The sequence below is a fragment of the Streptomyces sp. NPDC006326 genome (assembly GCF_040612915.1).
Taxonomy (GTDB): domain Bacteria; phylum Actinomycetota; class Actinomycetes; order Streptomycetales; family Streptomycetaceae; genus Streptomyces.
Genome location: NZ_JBEXRC010000066.1, coordinates 13,363 through 30,221, shown reverse-complemented (window position 1 = coordinate 30,221; position 16,859 = coordinate 13,363). Strand labels below are relative to the sequence as shown.

Sequence of the window (16,859 nt, the reverse complement as noted above, 5' to 3'; positions counted from 1 at the left end):
GCCCCCCGGGGGGCGCGCGGGCCCGCGGGCCGGGCGCCGTCGGTGCCGGTGCCGGTTCTGGGGCCGGTCCCGGGCCGGGTGCTCGTCTCGGCCTTGAGGGTCAGCCCGGGATCAGGCCGTCGTCGCTGAGCATCTCCCGGACCTCGTCCAGCGTCGCGTCCGGGCCGGGCAGGATCAGCTCGGACGGCTCCAGCGCATCGTCGGGCAGCGGCTCCCCGAGGCGCCGCACCGCGTCGAGGAGCGCGCCCAGCGTCCGCCGGAAGCCCTCCTCGTCACCGCCCTCCATCTCTTCGAGCAGCTCGTCGTCCAGCTTGTTGAGCTCGGCGAAGTGGCTGTCGGCCACGTTCACCTGGCCTTCCCCCATGATGCGGACAATCATGACGGGCCCCGTTCTACTGCTTGTCGAACCGGTGCTGGGTCTGCGACTGCTGGGCGCTGCCGGGGGCGCCGCCCTCGATGGCCTGCTGCTGCGCGGACGCGCCGCCCGCGAGCTCGGCCTTCATCCGCTGGAGCTCCAGCTCCACGTCCGTCCCGCCGGAGAGGCGGTCCAGCTCGGCCTGGATGTCGTCCTTCGAGCCGAGGCCGCTCTGGTCGTCGAGGGCGCCGGAGGCCAGCAGCTCGTCGATCGCGCCGGCGCGGGCCTGGAGCTGGGCGGTCTTGTCCTCGGCCCGCTGGATGGCCAGGCCGACGTCGCTCATCTCCTCGGAGATGCCGGAGAAGGACTCCGCGATCCGGGTCTGCGCCTGGGCGGCCGTGTAGGTGGCCTTGATGGTCTCCTTCTTCGTACGGAAGGCGTCGACCTTGGCCTGCAGGCGCTGCGAGGCGAGGGTCAGCTTCTCCTCCTCGCCCTGGAGGGTCTGGTGCTGCGCCTCCAGGTCGCTGACCTGCTGCTGCAGCGAGGCTCGGCGGGACAGGGCCTCGCGGGCCAGGTCCTCCCGGCCGAGGGCCAGCGCCTTGCGGCCCTGGTCCTCCAGCTTCGCGGACTGGCCCTGGAGCTGGTTCAGCTGCAGCTCCAGGCGCTTGCGGGAGGTCGCGACGTCGGCGACGCCGCGGCGCACCTTCTGCAGCAGCTCCAGCTGCTTCTGGTACGAGTAGTCGAGGGTCTCGCGCGGGTCCTCGGCCCGGTCCAGGGCCTTGTTCGCCTTCGCGCGGAAGATCATCCCCATACGCTTCATGACACCGCTCATGGGCTTCGCGCGCCCCCTTCTAGACGGACTTCGCTCCAGGTCGTCAGAACCCACAGTACGGGCCCTGTCTCCATTACCGCACTGTTCGTGAACGGATGCGCTCCTCCTCCAGGACGACTGCCTCCCCGCCCGTGTCAGGCGTGAGGAGGAGGTGCTCCCCCGACACCGCCGAGGGTTCCCCGATGAGCGGCGGCCGCTGCCCGAACCCTGCACAGGGAAGACGCCCGCCGTTGCCGGATCGTTCCCCGCCGAGGTGGGGTACCCGGCGGCGACCACGTAGGCTTGGGTTTTGTGTTTGGTAGCCGTTCCTCCAAGGAAGAGAAGGCCGCCCCCACCGAAAAGGTGAGCGCCGACCTCTCGCAGCCCCGTGACCCGCAGGCCCCGAAGGGCCGCCCGACGCCGAAGCGTGCTGTGGCCCAGTCGCAGCGCAAGGCCGTGGTGGCCTCGACCGGCAACCGCAAGGAGGACGCCAAGCGTGCCCGCGAGCGCCGCCGCGTGGAGCTGGCCAAGCAGCGCGAGGCGCTGGCCAGTGGCGACGAGCGCTATCTGCCCGCCCGTGACAAGGGCCCCGTGCGCCGGTTCGTCCGCGACTTCGTGGACTCCCGCTTCTCGGTCGCCGAGATGTTCCTGCCGCTGGCCGTGGTCATCCTGGTGATGAGCATGGTGCGGGTGCCGCAGATCCAGAACATCGCCCTGATGCTGTGGCTCGCGGTGATCGCCCTGATCATCCTCGACTCGATCGGCCTCGTCTTCCGCCTGCGCAAGGCGCTGAACGAGCGCTTCGCCGACCAGCCCCGCCGCGGCGCCGTCGCGTACGGCCTGATGCGCACCCTCCAGATGCGCCGGCTGCGCCTGCCGAAGCCGCAGGTCAAGCGCGGGGAACGACCCTGAGCGGAGGGAAGCCCGCAGCGCCGGGGGACAGCTTCTCGCAGGGCGCCAGGCTGTGGCTGGAGGGCCTCGGCGGACTGCGCAACGCCGTCCGCCAGGAACTCGTGGGCCGGCAGGTCGACGAGCAGATCGCCCAGCGCTTCCCGGTCGGGCAGCGGCTGCGCGTCCTGGACGTCGGCATGGGCCAGGGCACCCAGGCGCTGCGGCTCGCCCGCGCCGGGCACAAGGTCACCGGCTTGGAGCAGGACCGGGCCATGCTGGCGGTCGCCCGTGAGGCGCTGGCCGCCGAACCCCCCGGCATCCAGGACCGGGTCCGGCTCATGGAGGGCGACGGCCGCGAGACCGGCGCGCACTTCACGCCCGGCAGCTTCGACGTGGTGCTGTGCCACGGCGTGCTGATGTACGTCCCCGAGCCCGACGGGATGCTCGCCGGGCTGGCCCGGATGCTGGCGCCCGGCGGACTGCTGTCCCTGCTGGTGCGCAACGGCGACGCCCTCGCGATGCGGCCCGGGCTGGACGGCGACTGGTCGGGGGCGCTGGCCGCCTTCGACACCACCGACTACACCAACCGGCTCGGCCTGGACGTACGGGCCGACCGGCTGGCGGAGCTGACCTCCACGCTGTCCGGGATCGGCGCCCCCCTGCAGTCCTGGTACGGGGTCCGCGTCTTCACCGACGGGACCGAGGCCGGCGGGACGCTCCCGCCGGACGAGGAACTGGAGCGGCTGCTCGCCGCGGAGGACCGCGCCGGCCGCACCGACCCGTACCGCGGGGTCGCGGCGCTGCTGCACCTGTGCGGCGTACGCGGCCAGTAGCCTGGCCGGCTCTCGACGGGGCCGACTCAGGCGGGCGGACTGCACGCGGGCACGAACCGCGCCGGCCGGCCCTGGCCCCCGCGGGCTTTCCCCGTCCCGCCGTTCCGCCGCCTTCCCCCGGCCGCCGCCGAGGCGCCCCGGGGCTCCGCCCGGGCCCGGCCCGGCCGCCGGAACCCCTCGAACGCCGGACGGACTGAAGGGATTCAGCCCGTCCGGGCGACGGGTGTCCCGGGCCGGAATCCACCGAGCCCTCGGCAGGAGTCAGGCGTCCAGGGCCTCGCGCAGGCTCATCGTGTACAGCTCGACGCCGTTGTCGTCGGAGAGCTTCACCTTCTCGGCGCCGCCCTCCAGCAGGTCCTTCCAGTACTCACCGATCCAGGACTCCGCGTCCCCCTGCGTGGTGAACTCCTCCGGCTCCACCGCCGGGTCCGCCGCGCTGCCGTCGGCCTTCTCGAACCGCCACGTCCACGCCATGTCCGCCTCCGTTGCTCGTCCGCTGCTCGCACGTTCGCCTTGAGTCTGCCCCGCAGAGTAGCCGGGCGCGCACCACTCCCGGCGACGCGGGAGGATCATCCTGTGGAACTCACTCTGCTCGGCACCGGCACACCCGAAGGACTGCCCCGCCCCGGCTGTCCCTGCGCGGCCTGCGCGGTCTCCGTGGGCCCCCGGTCGCGCGCCGCGACCTCCCTCCTCGTCGACGGGGCGCTGCTGCTCGACCTGACCCCCGGGGCGGTCCTGGCCGGCGCCCGCGCGGGGCATTCGCTGGCCGGAGTACGGCAGGTCCTGCTCACCCACCCGCACGACGGCCCCCCGGTCGAGCTGCCGCCGGGGCTGCCCGCCGCCGGGCGGGTGCCGGACGGACGGGAGCTCTCCGTGATCAGCGGGCACCGGGTGCGGGCGGTGCCGATGGACGCGCCGGGCACCGGGTACGAGGTGACCGGGCCGGACGGGAGCCGGCTGCTGTACCTGCCGCCGGGCGGGGCGCCGGCCGGGATGGAGCCGGACGCCGGGAGGCGCCCGTACGACCTGGTCCTCGCCGACGTACTGGGCCGCCCGGAAGCGCTGGCCCGGCTCCGGGCGAGCGGCGCCGCCGGGCCGACCACGGACGTGATCGCCGTCCACGTGGACCACGACACCCCGCCCGGACGGGAGCTGGAGCGCCGGTGCGCGGCGGCCGGGGCGCGGGCGGTGCCGGACGGGACGACGGTGACGGTGGGCGAGTACCACGCGGTGCCGGACCTGCCGCGGCGGACCCTGGTCCTCGGCGGGGCCCGCTCCGGCAAGTCCTTCGAGGCCGAACGGCGGCTCGGGAGCTTCCCCGAGGTGGTCTACGTGGCCACCGGTGGCTCCCGGGACGGCGACACGGAATGGGCGGCGCGGATCGCCCTGCACCGCGACCGGCGGCCCGGGAGCTGGCGCACGCTGGAGACCTGCGAGCTGGTGCCCCTGCTGGTGGAGGGAGGCCCGCCGCTGCTGATCGACTGCCTGGCGCTGTGGCTGACCGACGCGATGGACCGGGCCGGGGCCTGGGACGACGCCGTCTGGGCGGGGCGGGGCCACAAGGAGCTGCGGGAGCGGGTCGCCGAGCTGGTGGCCGCGCTGCGGGCGACCCGCCGCACGGTGGTCGCGGTGAGCAACGAGGTGGGTTCGGGGATCGTGCCCGCGACCGCCTCCGGCCGCCGTTTCCGTGACGAACTGGGGCGGCTGAACGCGGCGGTGGCCGCCGAATGCGAGCACGTCCTGCTGGTCGTGGCGGGCCAGGCGATGGTGCTGAAGGACTGACGAAGGACCGGCCGAAGGACCGGCGAAAGACCGGCAAGGAGGCACAGCGCACCGGGGCTTGGGCAGGGCCTCACCGGCTGTACGCTCTGGCAAATGACCACGCTGAATCTCGACGACTTCTCCGATCTGATCGAGCGCCCCGACGGGGGCGTCCGGCGTGACGCCGAGGAACGCCGTGGGCGGCTGTCCGTACCGGCCGGGGCACTGGGCCGGCTCGACGAACTCGCCGAGTGGCTCGCCGCTGCACAGGGGCAGGTCCCGGTCAAGCCGATCGAGCGGGCCCGGGTCGTCCTCTTCGCCGCCGACCACGGCATCGCCGCCCAGGGGGTCTCCGCCCGGGCCGCCGGCACCACCCACGAACTGGTGCGGGCGGTGCTGGACGGGAACAGTCCCGTGGCGGTCCTCGCCCGGCGGCTCGGGGCCGGCGTACGGGTCGTGGACGCGGGCCTGGACTGCGATCCGCAGCTGCTCCCCGAGGACGTCGTCCGCCACCGCGTCCGCCGGGGCAGCGGCCGCATCGACGTGGAGGACGCGCTCACCCTGGAAGAGGCCGAGGCGGCGCTGCGCCTGGGCATGCGGATCGCCGACGAAGAGGCCGACTCCGGGACCGATCTCGTCGTCCTCGGCGATCTGAGCGTCGGCGGGACCACCATCGCCGCGACGCTGGTGGCCGCCCTGTGCGGAACCGACGCCTCCGTCGTCACCGGCCGCGGCGGACTGCCCATCGACGACCTGACCTGGATGCGCAAGTGCGCCGCGATCCGCGACGCGCTGCGCCGCGCCCGCCCGGTCCTCGGCGACCAGGTGGCGCTGCTCGCGGCGGTCGGCGGCGCGGACGTCGCCGCCGTCACCGGCTTCCTGCTCCAGTGCGCGGTACGCCGTACCCCGGTCATCCTCGACGGGGTCGTCTCCGCGGCCGGCGGCCTGGTCGCCCAGCGAGCGGCGTTCCGGGCCCCGGACTGGTGGCTGGCCGGGCAGACCAGCGGGGAACCGGGCCAGAGCAAGGCCCTGGACCGGATGGCACTCAACCCGGTGCTCGACCACGGCGTCACTGTGGGAGAAGGCACCGGGGCACTGCTGGCGCTCCCCCTCGTCCAGGCGGCCGCCGCACTCGCGGCGGAACTCCCGGTGGGGGACGCCTCGGACACGTCTGCGGACGAGGTCTGAGGGAGCGCGGAGCACGGGCCGGCGGACCGGGCCCCGTCAGGGACGGTCCCGGCCCGCGCACCCATGGACGGCGACGCCCCATATCATCGCGTTTCATGGGAGAGGCCCGCTTGACCAGCGCAGATAAAGACCGGATCACCACACAGGCCGCACACGGCACACAAGCCGCGCAGGCCGCACCGGCCGCACCGGCCGCGAAGGTGACCGGCAGGGAAACGAACGGCAGGAAAGAGGACAAAGAAGAGGAGGGAGGCGGCCGGGGGTCCGCCCGCTCACGGCGCAGCGCCGCGTTCGCCGTCTGGTACCTGCGCGCCATCACCTTCGTCAACTTCCTCAGCGCGGTGTGGCTGTCCTTCGGACAGGACCTGCGCCGCCACAACACCGCCGACTTCTACACGCCGTACCTGCTCACCGCCGGCTTCGCGTCCGGGCTGTTCTCGCTGCTCCTCGCCGTCACGATGGGCCGCCGCAAGCGGGCCGCGTGGATCCTGAACCTGGTGCTCAGCGGCGTCCTGCTGCTGGCCTTCGCCACCGCCGCCTTCGCCCCGTGCACCAGCGGCGCCTTCAACCTGTGCTACCCCGAGTTCCGCGACCACACCCAGAACTGGGTCTCGCTCGCCCTGACGGCGGCCTTCGTCGGCGCCCTGCTGCTCGGCCGCAAGGAGTTCTACGCCAAGGGCGACCGCTCGAACCCCAAGCTGGCCACCGCCGTCGCCGCCGTCGGCCTGCTCGTCACCTCCCTGCTCGCCGCCGTGATCGTCGGCGCCGCCAACATCGACCCGGACGCCTCCGACGCCTCGTTCCTGGCCCGCTGGCGGTACGGCGTGATGCGGCTGATCACCCTGGCCCCCGACGACCGGGACTACGCCGCGATCACCACGCCCGGCTGGGTCGACGTCTTCATCAACGTCATGTCGATGGTGCTGCTGCTCGCCGTGCTGTTCGCCGCCTTCCGCTCCCGGCGGGCCGTCGACCCGCTCACCGAGGAGGACGAGGAGCGGCTGCGCGCGCTGCTCGCCAAGCAGGGCGACCGCGACTCGCTCGGCTACTTCGCGCTGCGCCGCGAGAAGTCCGTCATCTGGTCCCCCACCGGGAAGGCCGCCGTCACCTACCGCGTCGTCGGCGGGGTCTCGCTGGCCTCCGGCGACCCGATCGGCGACCCGGAGGCCTGGCCCGGGGCCATCGAGCCCTGGCTCGCCGAGGCCCGGGAGCACGGCTGGGTGCCGGCCGTGATGGGGGCCAGCGAGGAGGCCGGGCAGATCTACGCCCGGCACGGCCTGGACGCGCTGGAGCTGGGCGACGAGGCCATCGTGGAGACCGCCGAGTTCACCCTGGAGGGCCGCGCCATGCGCACGGTCCGCCAGGCGTACAACCGGGTCAAGCGGGCCGGGTACACAGTACGGATCCGCCGCCACGCCGACATCCCGGCCGAGGAGATGGACGTCCTGCTCACCCGGGCCGACGACTGGCGCGACGGCGCCACCGAGCGCGGCTTCTCGATGGCGCTGGGCCGACTGGGCGATCCCGGCGACGGCCAGTGCGTGATGCTGGAGTGCACCGACGGCAACGGCGAACTGCGGGCCGTGCTGTCCTTCGTCCCGTGGGGCCCCAAGGGCCTGTCGCTCGACCTGATGCGCCGTGACCGGGACTCCGAGAACGGCCTGATGGAGTTCATGGTGATCGAACTCCTGGAACGCTCCAAGGAGATCGGCGTCACACAGGTCTCGCTCAACTTCGCGATGTTCCGTTCCGTCTTCGAACGTGGGTCGAGGCTCGGTGCCGGTCCGGTGCTGCGCATGTGGCGCTCGCTGCTGAGCTTCTTCTCCCGCTGGTGGCAGATCGAGTCCCTCTACCGGGCCAACGCCAAATACCGGCCGATCTGGGAGCCGCGGTTCATGCTCTTCGAGAAGAGCTCCGACCTGCTGCGGATCGGCATCGCGGCGGGCCGGGCCGAGGGCTTCCTGGAAGCCCCCGGCCTGCCGAAGTGGCTGAACCGCAGACATCTGGAGACCAATCGTTGACGGCTTGGGCACCCTCCCCACTCCGGCGGTTCGCCCGCCGTGAGTGGGGACCGCTGTTCTGGACGGTCCGGGACGCCCTCGTCCACGGGAAGTGGCGGGCGGTTCCCATGACGATCGGGGCGGTCTGCCTGACCTCGGTCTTCCAGATCGTGCAGAACACGTCCTGGGGGTTCCAGCCCGTCCAGAACCTCGGGTCCGTCAAGGCCGTCGACCCGCTGTGGCTGGCGCTGCTGCGGACCCCGCTGTCGCTGTTCGTGCCCGCGCTCGACCTGCCCGTCTGGGGGGCGCTGGCGCAGATGCTGCTGGTCTTCGGGATCTCGGAGATCTGCATCGGCTGGTGGCGGACCCTGGTGATCGGTTACGTCGCCACCCTCGCCGGGACCACCTACGCCCGGATCGGGCTCTCGCTCGGCCCGGACCACCCCTTCGGCCTGCCGGTCTCGGACCGCGTCGTCAACGACACCGGCCCCTCGGCCGCCGTGGTCGGCCTCGCCATCTATGTGTGCTGGCGCTACCGGGCCTATCTGACCGGGGCCGTGGTCATCGCGGTGATGATCGGCGAGGTGCTGATCAAGGACAACCTGGCGGGCAAGGAGCACCTCGCGGCCATCGCCGCGGTCATGGCGGTGTGCCTGGTCCGCGCCAAGTGGGGCCCTGAGCGCTCCCGTACCCCGCTCGGACGGCGCCCGCCGCCCGCCCCGCATCCCGCACCCGGCTCCACGCCCGGTTCGACACCCGGTTCCACGCCCGGTCCCCGCGGCTGACGTCCGGCGCCCAGCCGGCCGCCCCGGGGCAGGCCGTACCGTATCGGGGTGACGACAGACCTCGGGCCGTTCGCCCCCACCCGGCAGTGGATGCGGGCCCATCCGCTCGCCACCGACGCCGTTCTCGCGCTCGGGGCGCTCGTCTCGATGGTCGTCGGGTCCTTCGCCGATCCGCACGGCCCGCACGGGCCCACCTTCGGCACCCGCACCCCCGAGCCGTTCTCGCTGCTGCTGATGCTGCTGGGAGCGGCGGCCCTGGTCTTCCGGCGCAGGCAGCCGCACGCGGTGCTCGCCGTGACCGTCGGCCTCTCGCTGCTGGAGCTGACCACCGGCGAGCCGCGGGCGCCGGTCGCCATGTCCGCGGTGATCGCGCTCTACACGCTGGCCTCCCGTACCGACCGGCCCACCGCCGGGCGGATCGGCGTGCTCACCATGGCCGGCATGACGGGGGTGGCCATGCTGTCGGGCCCGCTGCCCTGGTACGCCCAGGAGAACATCGGCATCTTCGCCTGGACCGGGATGGCCGCCGCCGCGGGCGACGCGGTGCGCAGCCGGCGGGCGTTCGTCGATGCGATACGGGAGCGGGCCGAGCGGGCGGAGCGGACCCGCGAGGAGGAGGCCCGGCGGCGGGTCGCCGAGGAGCGGCTGCGGATCGCCCGCGACCTGCACGACGTGGTCGCCCACCACATCGCCCTGGTCAACGTGCAGGCGGGGGTGGCCGCGCACGTCATGGACAAGCGGCCCGACCAGGCCAAGGAGGCCTTGGCCCACGTACGGGACGCGAGCCGCTCCGCGCTGAACGAGCTGCGGGCGACTGTGGGGCTGCTGCGGCAGTCCGGCGACCCGGAGGCCCCGACCGAGCCGGCGCCGGGACTGGCCGTCCTCGACGAACTCGTGGACTCCTTCCGCAAGGCCGGGCTGCCGGTGAAGGTCATGATGGAGCTGGGCCGGGACGGGGACCCGCTGGCCGCTGCCGTGGACCTGGCGGCGTACCGGGTGATCCAGGAGGCGCTGACCAACGTCCGCAAGCACGCGGGCCAGGGGGCCCGCGCCGAGGTGAGCGTGGTCCGGGTCGGCGCCTCGGTGGAGGTGACGGTGCTCGACGACGGGGGCGCCGACGGCGGGGCGGCCGAGGGCCCGGAGGGCGGCGGCCACGGCCTGCTCGGCATGCGGGAACGGGCCACCGCCCTGGGCGGATCCTGCTTCGCGGGCCCCCGCTACGGCGGCGGCTACCGCGTCCACGCTGTCCTCCCGGTCGGCTGAGGGGGCCCCGGCCATGACCCGCCGGACACCGCCTACGCCCGCGGGCAGGTCTTGCGCCAGGCGTCGAGGTCGTACTTCTTCTCCAGCGAGCTGAGCTTGAGCTCGGCCGACTGCGCGCAGAATCGGCGTACCGGCAGCTCGTACTCCACGTGGAACACGGCCTTGCCCGCCTCGATGAACGGGGTCAGCCGCTCGCACTCCTCGTACTCGGCGCACTGCTCGTTGACCGCGAAGTCGAAGTCCCCCACCAGCTGGGGAATCTGGTCCAGGTCGTTCTTCAGTCCCACCGACAGGCCCCGGTCGTGGGCCAGCTTCGCGATCAGCCGGTTGTAGGCGAGCTGGTCCCCGGCGGTCAGGGGGAAGCCCGTCTTGTTGGCGTAGCCGTCCATGTTGTCCGGCTCCACCGCGTCGAAGCCCTTCTCCCGGCACATGTCGATCCGCTTGGCCATCAGCGGCTCCAGCTCGGCGGTCCTGCGGATGTCCAGCCACCGTTCGCCCTCCCAGCCGTTGCCCTGGCCGAGCAGCTGCGCCGGGAAGTCCCGGGCGTCCGGGCGGAACTCCTCCCACGCGCCGGTGGAGAGGTAGCAGATGGTCTTGCGCCCGGCCTTCTTCAGCTCGGCCATCTGCTCGGCGGTCGCGTGGAAGCCGTCGATGTCGAACACGGCCGCCTTGACCGAGGTGTCGAGCCGGCCGGTGAGCTGCCACTGCCAGCTCACCCCCGGCCGGGGCCGCCAGCGCTGCCCGGCCGGCGGGTCCGGGGCCACCTCGTCCTGCTCCGGTTCCGGCTGCGGGCCCGCGCACGCGGCCAGCAGCAGCAGCGGTACGAGCAGCAGCAGGCGGCGGGCGGCGAAGCGCTTCATCCGGCGGCCTCCAGGGCGTACGGGAGGGTCCCCCACGGGTGCGCCCCGGTCCCCGGGACCGCGCAGTGCACCCCCGCCCTGCGCTGCCGCGCGAGGTCGGCGGCAGGGGCGCCCGGCGGGACGGCGTACACCAGGTGGCAGAACCGCTGGGCGGGGTGGTCGGCGGTCCAGGGCGGCACGGCCGCGTCCCGGTAGGCGTCCCACGGCCCCTCGAAGGTGACGAGGAGGTCGGCGAGTTCGGCGTAGCCGGGGTGCGGGTGGACCCCGTGGTTGAGGACGAGGGTACGGGCGCCGGCCGCCCGGGCGGCGACGGCGAGCCGCCCGTAGTGGGCGAGCAGCCCCGGATCGGAGGAGGCCTGGTCGAGGAAGGCCCCGTCGGCGCCGTACCAGTCGCGGTGGCGCAGCAGGTCCTGCACCACGGCGGCGTGCGGGCGGCGCCCGTAGTCGGTGTCGGTGTATCCGAGGACGGGGACCCCGGCCTCGCGCAGCCGCCCCGCGACGGCGGCGAACCGCTCGTCGGGGGCGTCGCCGGGACCGCTGTCGGGGTTGAGGACCACCGAGTGCAGCCGGCCCGCGGAGGCGATCAGGCGCTCCCAGTCCTCGGGCCGGTCGGCGGGGTGCTCGTAGAGGGGCACCAGCAGCATGACGTCCTTCTTCTCGTACGGGGCCATGTCAGCGGTGCGCCGTGGCCCGGCCGAGGCGCAGGCAGACGAGCACGCCCAGGGCGGCCGCGGCCGCACCGGCCACCACCAGCTGGACCAGCCGCGGCTGTCCCAGCCCCGCCAGCAGCGCGAGGCTCTGGGTGAGGGCCGCGCAGGCGCAGACCACGGCGGCGGGCCGGACCGCCCCGAAGGACTGGAGCAGCAGCCCGGTCCACATGACGGCGCCGAGCAGCAGCAGGGTCGCGCACCGGAGCCCGGTCAGGCCGGGCGCCCCGGGCCACAGCAGGGTGCCGGCCAGTCCCAGGACCAGCAGCACGGCCAGGTAGGCGACGAGGCAGCGGGCCAGGGTGGCGAGCATCCGCAGCCGGAACTGCCGGGGCGAGCGGGCGGCCCGCAGTCCGGCCAGGCTGCCGCTGCGGAAACGGTGCAGAAGCCATTCGGCGGGACCCATGCTGAGGGTGAGGGCCACCGCCGAGGGGGCGGCGACGGCCTCGGCGGGGCCTCCGGAGAGCACCTCGCCCAGGGCGGCGTACAGCACGAGCAGGCCGGTGCCGAGACCGAACACCCCGTAGGGCACCGAGTCCCCGAGCCGGGGCCCGCGGGGGCCGTACTCCTCCTCGGCGCCCCGCAGCATCCGCCAGCGCACCGCTCCTTCGCCGGTGCGGTGCCCGGTGCGGCCGCGGATGCGGCGCAGGCCGGCCCGTACCCCGTCGGCCAGCGGCAGTTCGCGTACGGCCAGCGTGCAGGCGGCCAGCAGGGAGAGCACCAGCAGGCCCACCCGTAGCCGCAGGGGCAGGTCGGTGAAGAGCGCGAGCACCGACCCCGCGGTCATCGGGCCGAGCGCGGCCAGCAGCACCCGCTCCCGGCCGAGGACCAGGAGCACGGTGGCGGCCCCCACGTACAGGGCCTGCCCGGCGGCGAAGGCGTACGAGAACGGCGGCCCGCCGGGCACGGTCAGCGCGGCGGCGGTGCCGAGCAGCGCTCCGGCGGGGGCGCCGACGAGCAGGGTCCGCCCGGCGGCGGCCCGGTCGCCGAGGCCCATCCAGGAGTAGGCGCGGTGGGACAGGGTCTGGTCCCAGACCCAGCCGATGAGCGCCCCGGCGAGCAGCGTCAGCGTCCCGGCGGGCAGTCCGAGCCGGTCCTTGGGGCCTTCCAGCAGGGGGGCGCCGAGGACGTAGGCCAGGCCCGGCAGCGCGAAGACGACCCCGCGCAGCAGGCAGGCGGTGAGGGAGACCCTCCAGGGGTCGGGGACGTGCTCGGGTTCCGGGAAGGCGCGGGGGACCCGGGCGTAGAGCTCCTCGGCGAGGCCGAAGGAGTCGTTGCGGCCGTAGGTGAGCCGGATGTGCTCGTCGGTCATCCCGTCGGATTCGAGGATGGCGGCGATCTCGTCGGGGTGGACGGCGGCCGCCACGAGCACGTCGAGACGCTGCGCCAGTTCGTCCAGGGGGTCGGTGGCGGCGGTGCCGGGTTCCCCCGGCCCGCTGCGGCGGGGCCGGGGGATGGCGGGCAGGGTGTCGCCGCCGGGGACGCGCAGCCAGAGGGATCCGCTCACCACAGGCTCCCGTCGGCGGCGAGTTCCCGGTACCAGGGGTCGGCGAGCCGCTGGGTCCAGTCGTCGCCCGCGTGGACGGGCAGGACCGGCCGGCCCGCACGCGTTTGATCAGCGAGGCCGCGGTAGATGTGCCGGAAGCCGTCCACGGACTGGTGGAGGGTGAACTTCTCGACGACCCGCTTGCGGGAGAGCCGGCCCAGCTCGGCGCGGCGTTCGTCGTCGCGCAGCAGGGCGAGGGCGGCGCGGGCCATGGTCTCCGGTTCGCGCGGCGGGACGACGAGGCCGGTGTCGCCGACGGCCTCGCGGACCCCGCCGACGTCGGTGGAGACGGTGGTGCGGCCGCAGGACATGGCCTCGATGATGCTGAAGGGGAAGCCCTCGCTGATGCTGGAGAGCATCACGATGCTGCCGGCGGCGTAGGCGCGGGCGACCTCGTCGATGCGGCCCTCGTAGGTGATCCCGTCGCTCACCCCCAGTTCGGCGGCGAGTTTCTCCAGCCGGAGCTTGTAGTCCTCGCAGCCGGCGGGGACGGGGCCGAACAGGCGCAGCCGCACTGCGGGCAGTTCCCTGCGCATGAACGCGTAGGCCCGGATGAGGGTTTCGAGGTCCTTGATGGGGTCGATGCGGCCGCACCAGCTGAGGGTGGGCACCTCGGGTTCGGGTCCGGCCTCGGGGAAGGCGTGCGGGTCGACGCCGTTGTAGACGGTGCGGATCCTGTCGGAGGCGGCGCCTCCGCGCTCCTCCCAGCGGCGGTTGTACTGGTTGCAGGGGGTGATGAGGTCGGCCTGCCGGTAGCCCTCGGTGTTGAGCTCGCGGTAGAAGCCGAGCATGAGGGCCTTGACGGGCCAGCGCTCGGCGGCCCGGCGGTAGCCGAGGTAGCGCTCGCGCAGGTAGATGCCGTGCTCGGTGAGCAGGAAGGGCACCTGGTCGAGGTACTTGGCGGCCAGGGCCGGCAGGGTGGCCAGGCCGCTGCTGACGGCGTGCGCGACGCTGTCGGGCGGGATCCGCACGGCCAGCGGCCGCAGCGCGTGTTCCAGCAGGTCGGTGGCGGTGAGGGCGTCGTGGATGGTGGGCGCGGCGGCGGCGGTGGCCAGGCCGGGGCGGTTCCACACGTCCATGAGCAGGCGCAGAACCGATTCGGAGCGCAGGGCCGGGGCGAGCCGGCCGGCCCGGGCGAGGAGGGCGAGTTCGTGCAGGGACGCGGAGAAGTCGTGGCCGGCCGGGCCGGCCGCGGGGTCGAGCAGCGACAGCAGGAAGGTTTCGTACGTCTCGCTGAACCGGCGGTGGGCCCGGCCCCGGAGGGCGGCGCGGCGGCTGCGGCCGGGCGGCGGCCCCCACAGCGGGACGGCGGTGTGCCGGTAGACGTTGCGCGGGAGCTCCCAGGTGACCGGTTCACGGCCGGTGCCGGTCAGGGCTATGACGTTGAAGTCGACCTCCGGCATTCCGCGTACCAGCTGGTCGCACCAGGTGCTGACTCCCCCGTGGACGTGCGGATAGGTGCCTTCGGTGAGCATGGTGACATGACGCCCATGGCTCATGCGGTGTGTCCCCCCAGGACGGAAAAAGGGGCCGGCGCCCGTGGGTAGGCGGAGCGCCGGCGCTCGTGGTACCAGGCAGTGCGGTGGTACGGGTGAAGGTGGTGCGGGTGAAGGCGGCGCGGGCGAACCCGGCGCGGTCAGCTGGGCAGCTTGAGCGTGACCGAGCTCTGGAGCAGCTCCGGGCCGGTCCAGGCGGAGCGGTTGCCGGCGTAGGCGGTGCCGAAGTCGGCGGTGCCCAGCAGGAGCTGCTTCTTGGTGCCGTTCGGGGCGGTGAGCGGGGCGAGGACCCCGGAGGGCGCCTTGACGGTGACGGCGGTGCCGATCCGGTAGGCGGTCACCTTGCCGTCGGCGAGCGCCTTGTCCCAGGCGGCCCGGCGGTTCAGCTCGACCCCGGTGTCCTTCATGCTCTGGTTGACGATCGGCGCGCTGGGCGCGTACAGGCTCCGGTAGGTGTCGAGGACCCGGTCGAGGACCGGGTAGAGGGTGCGGTCCTCGGCGAGGTTGGACTGGTGGACGTAGTGCGGGCGCGGGTCGTTGGCGAGGACGTGGCGCAGGGCGGTCCGCGCCTCGGCCGGGACGATGTAGCCGAGGTACCCGGTGGCGGTGTCGAGCGGGGCCGGCAGACAGGTGGAGGTGGCCGGGTTGTCCTCGCAGATGCCGCTGCCGCCGTCGGCGCGGCTGGTGTAGACCCAGTTGTACTCGTCGGCCATCTCCGCGTTGGTGCCCGTGTTGTAGTACACGTTCATCGGGTGGCGGGGGACGGTCAGGGCGGCGCCGACCGCCCGCTGCGCCGGTTCGCGGGAGTTGTCGCTGCCGGCCCACTTGACCCCGTTGTCGGCGAGCGCGCCAGCCAGGTTCGGGTTGTCGACGGGCTGCTCCGGGAGGGTCTTGAGGCCGGAGTGCTCGCCGGTGACGAGCTCGGTGCGGTCGGTGGTGATGCCCTTGGCCGCCGCCCAGTTGTTGTTGTCGCGGATCTGCGCGGAGATCTCCGCCCGGCTCATCCAGTTGACGGCGCCGGTGGCGGTCTTCGTGCAGGTCCACGGGACCGTGGTGGTGTCCTGGACGCAGCCGAGGAAGGGATGGGTGTAGGTGTGGTTCATCCAGCGGAACTTGGCCCGGTCCGCCACCAGTTGCGCGGTCAGGGCGTCGGTGCCGCCGTTCTCCGCCTTCCACTCCTCCCCGGCGCCCGCGTTGAAGAGCATGTCGAGCTTGAAGTTCTTGCTCTGCTGCCACTGCACCGCGTACTGGGCGTCCGCGGCGGTCATCCGGATGGTGCTCTCCTTGCCCTCGCCGCCCGCGCAGGCGTAGTCGCCGGGCGTGCAGTTGAGCTCCTTGCTCCAGCGGGCGTCGGGGGCGAAGACGTCGTCGACGTGGACGGCGAAGTAGTTGCGCTCCTGTCCGAGGTGGACCCCCTGGGTGAGCCAGTCGACGATGCCCCGGGCCAGCAGCCGGAACTGCTGCTGGTACTGGTTGTAGCCGAAGGTGACGACGAGTTCGCTGCGCCCGTCGTGGGCGTACTCGCCGACGAGCGAGGCCCGGCCGGAGCCGACGGGGGCGTCGAGGTAGCTGGTGTATCCGGTCCGCGGTTTGCCCATGAACCCGTAGCTCTCCGGGATGAGGGGCGAGTTGTCCTCGAAGGCGACCTGCCCGCCGAGGTAGCCGAAGGGGCCCGCCTTGCCGGCCGCGGTGACGGCTGCCGAGGTGCCGTCCAGCTGGCCGCTGTAGCCCCCGTTGTCGGTGTACTCCAGGCCCACGCCCGGGTGGGCCCAGGTGTACGCGTCGACCTGGCGGATGCCGTACGCCGTCTCGTACGCGCTCAGCGCCGCCATCTCGGCGGAGCCCTCGCCGAACGGGTTCTCGTTGGGCAGCACCACCCCCTGGAACTTGGCGCGCGGTCGGCCGTCGACCGTGTCGGCGAGGAACGCCGCGTCGATGACCGGGCGGCCGGCGGCCCCCAGCTGGACGCGGGTGAAGGGAACCCCCGTGTCGCGGAGCTCCGCGGTGATCGCCTCGACCGAGCTGCCGCCGTCGTCGACGACGAGCACCTTCAGGTCGATGCGCGGTGTCACGGCCGCGGCCGCCGCATGGGCGGACGCGGCGGGCAGTGCCACGGACATCAGCGCAGCCGCGGCCATGGCGGCGGCAGCCCTGTTCATCCGGTTCTTGTTGACCATGTCGGCCTTTCCCCCCGCAGGCATCACTCGACTACGGCCCATGGCGGTCGGCCGGGCCGAGGAGGCTCTGTGGAAATCATGCAAAGGGACCCCGCGCCCCCTTGCGAGAGTGCGTCGAGTCTCTCGGACCTCGTCAGGTCTAAAGGGCAAACCTGGAACAGAGACCACAGATGGGTGAACCTGACG

General features: G+C 73.5%; 15 protein-coding genes. 7 read left to right on the top strand and 8 right to left on the bottom strand.

What is annotated here, in order from left to right:
- Positions 1-100 precede the first annotated feature (100 nt).
- Positions 101-379, bottom strand: coding sequence for a hypothetical protein (locus ABZ128_RS32840; RefSeq protein WP_356853226.1), 279 nt, complete (start codon positions 377-379; stop codon positions 101-103).
- 13 nt (positions 380-392) lie between these two features.
- Positions 393-1,187 (bottom strand): PspA/IM30 family protein, encoded by a 795-nt coding sequence (locus tag ABZ128_RS32835; protein ID WP_356853224.1) that lies wholly within the window; start codon positions 1,185-1,187, stop codon positions 393-395.
- A 282-nt stretch (positions 1,188-1,469) separates the two neighbouring features.
- On the opposite strand from ABZ128_RS32835, the gene ABZ128_RS32830 reads away from it, so the two are divergent.
- Positions 1,470-2,078, top strand: a complete 609-nt coding sequence (locus ABZ128_RS32830) for a DUF3043 domain-containing protein (protein WP_356853222.1) — start codon at positions 1,470-1,472, stop codon at positions 2,076-2,078.
- Between the two features lie 56 nt (positions 2,079-2,134).
- Entirely contained in the window at positions 2,135-2,890 is a 756-nt protein-coding gene (locus ABZ128_RS32825) for a class I SAM-dependent methyltransferase (protein ID WP_356853231.1), read from the top strand.
- Between the two features lie 261 nt (positions 2,891-3,151).
- Here ABZ128_RS32825 and ABZ128_RS32820 read toward each other — a convergent pair whose 3' ends face one another.
- Complete coding sequence (locus ABZ128_RS32820) at positions 3,152-3,364, bottom strand: hypothetical protein (protein ID WP_356853221.1); 213 nt, start codon at positions 3,362-3,364, stop codon at positions 3,152-3,154.
- 102 nt (positions 3,365-3,466) lie between these two features.
- Between ABZ128_RS32820 and ABZ128_RS32815 the strand changes: the two genes are divergently transcribed.
- From ABZ128_RS32815 to ABZ128_RS32795, 5 genes are all read left to right on the top strand, one after another.
- Complete coding sequence (locus tag ABZ128_RS32815) at positions 3,467-4,672, top strand: bifunctional adenosylcobinamide kinase/adenosylcobinamide-phosphate guanylyltransferase (protein WP_356853219.1); 1,206 nt, start codon at positions 3,467-3,469, stop codon at positions 4,670-4,672.
- Between the two features lie 93 nt (positions 4,673-4,765).
- On the top strand, positions 4,766-5,839 hold the full coding sequence (gene cobT, locus ABZ128_RS32810) for a nicotinate-nucleotide--dimethylbenzimidazole phosphoribosyltransferase (protein WP_356853218.1): 1,074 nt from the start codon (positions 4,766-4,768) through the stop codon (positions 5,837-5,839).
- 95 nt (positions 5,840-5,934) lie between these two features.
- Complete coding sequence (locus ABZ128_RS32805) at positions 5,935-7,860, top strand: phosphatidylglycerol lysyltransferase domain-containing protein (protein ID WP_356853216.1); 1,926 nt, start codon at positions 5,935-5,937, stop codon at positions 7,858-7,860.
- Positions 7,857-8,624: a hypothetical protein gene (locus tag ABZ128_RS32800; protein WP_356853214.1), complete on the top strand. Its 768-nt coding sequence runs from the start codon at positions 7,857-7,859 to the stop codon at positions 8,622-8,624. Before ABZ128_RS32805 ends, ABZ128_RS32800 begins: the two co-directional genes overlap by 4 nt.
- A 90-nt stretch (positions 8,625-8,714) precedes the next feature.
- Positions 8,715-9,887 (top strand): histidine kinase, encoded by a 1,173-nt coding sequence (locus ABZ128_RS32795; RefSeq protein ID WP_356853229.1) that lies wholly within the window; start codon positions 8,715-8,717, stop codon positions 9,885-9,887.
- Positions 9,888-9,919: 32 nt separating this feature from the next.
- Here the strand turns inward: ABZ128_RS32795 and ABZ128_RS32790 are convergent, their stop codons facing one another.
- The 5 genes from ABZ128_RS32790 to ABZ128_RS32770 all read right to left on the bottom strand — a co-directional run bounded on the left by ABZ128_RS32790 (position 9,920) and on the right by ABZ128_RS32770 (position 16,673).
- Positions 9,920-10,747: an endo alpha-1,4 polygalactosaminidase gene (locus ABZ128_RS32790; RefSeq protein WP_356853212.1), complete on the bottom strand. Its 828-nt coding sequence runs from the start codon at positions 10,745-10,747 to the stop codon at positions 9,920-9,922.
- Positions 10,744-11,418: a spherulation-specific family 4 protein gene (locus ABZ128_RS32785; RefSeq protein WP_356853210.1), complete on the bottom strand. Its 675-nt coding sequence runs from the start codon at positions 11,416-11,418 to the stop codon at positions 10,744-10,746. Before ABZ128_RS32785 ends, ABZ128_RS32790 begins: the two co-directional genes overlap by 4 nt.
- A gap of 1 nt (position 11,419) precedes the next feature.
- Complete coding sequence (locus ABZ128_RS32780; RefSeq protein WP_356853209.1) at positions 11,420-12,961, bottom strand: hypothetical protein; 1,542 nt, start codon at positions 12,959-12,961, stop codon at positions 11,420-11,422.
- Positions 12,958-14,499 carry a GT4 family glycosyltransferase PelF gene (gene pelF / locus ABZ128_RS32775; RefSeq protein ID WP_356853207.1) on the bottom strand — a complete coding sequence of 514 codons (1,542 nt, stop codon included), beginning with the start codon at positions 14,497-14,499 and terminating at the stop codon, positions 12,958-12,960. The genes ABZ128_RS32780 and pelF overlap by 4 nt, the downstream gene beginning before the upstream one ends.
- 137 nt (positions 14,500-14,636) lie before the next feature.
- The gene (locus ABZ128_RS32770) at positions 14,637-16,673 is read right to left on the bottom strand and encodes a hypothetical protein (protein WP_356853206.1); all 2,037 of its coding nucleotides are present in this window, start codon (positions 16,671-16,673) and stop codon (positions 14,637-14,639) included.
- Positions 16,674-16,859: the final 186 nt, after the last annotated feature.

Excerpts from the sequence above, each read along its gene's own strand:
- ABZ128_RS32840 (WP_356853226.1), bottom strand. The coding sequence starts at position 379 with ATGATTGTCCGCATCATGGGGGAAGGCCAGGTGAACGTGGCCGACAGC.
- ABZ128_RS32835 (WP_356853224.1), bottom strand. The coding sequence starts at position 1,187 with ATGAGCGGTGTCATGAAGCGTATGGGGATGATCTTCCGCGCGAAGGCG.
- ABZ128_RS32820 (WP_356853221.1), bottom strand. The coding sequence starts at position 3,364 with ATGGCGTGGACGTGGCGGTTCGAGAAGGCCGACGGCAGCGCGGCGGAC.
- cobT (WP_356853218.1), top strand. The coding sequence starts at position 4,766 with ATGACCACGCTGAATCTCGACGACTTCTCCGATCTGATCGAGCGCCCC.
- ABZ128_RS32805 (WP_356853216.1), top strand. The coding sequence starts at position 5,935 with ATGGGAGAGGCCCGCTTGACCAGCGCAGATAAAGACCGGATCACCACA.
- ABZ128_RS32795 (WP_356853229.1), top strand. The coding sequence starts at position 8,715 with ATGCGGGCCCATCCGCTCGCCACCGACGCCGTTCTCGCGCTCGGGGCG.
- ABZ128_RS32790 (WP_356853212.1), bottom strand. The coding sequence starts at position 10,747 with ATGAAGCGCTTCGCCGCCCGCCGCCTGCTGCTGCTCGTACCGCTGCTG.
- ABZ128_RS32785 (WP_356853210.1), bottom strand. The coding sequence starts at position 11,418 with ATGGCCCCGTACGAGAAGAAGGACGTCATGCTGCTGGTGCCCCTCTAC.
- pelF (WP_356853207.1), bottom strand. The coding sequence starts at position 14,499 with ATGAGCCATGGGCGTCATGTCACCATGCTCACCGAAGGCACCTATCCG.
- ABZ128_RS32770 (WP_356853206.1), bottom strand. The coding sequence starts at position 16,673 with ATGGTCAACAAGAACCGGATGAACAGGGCTGCCGCCGCCATGGCCGCG.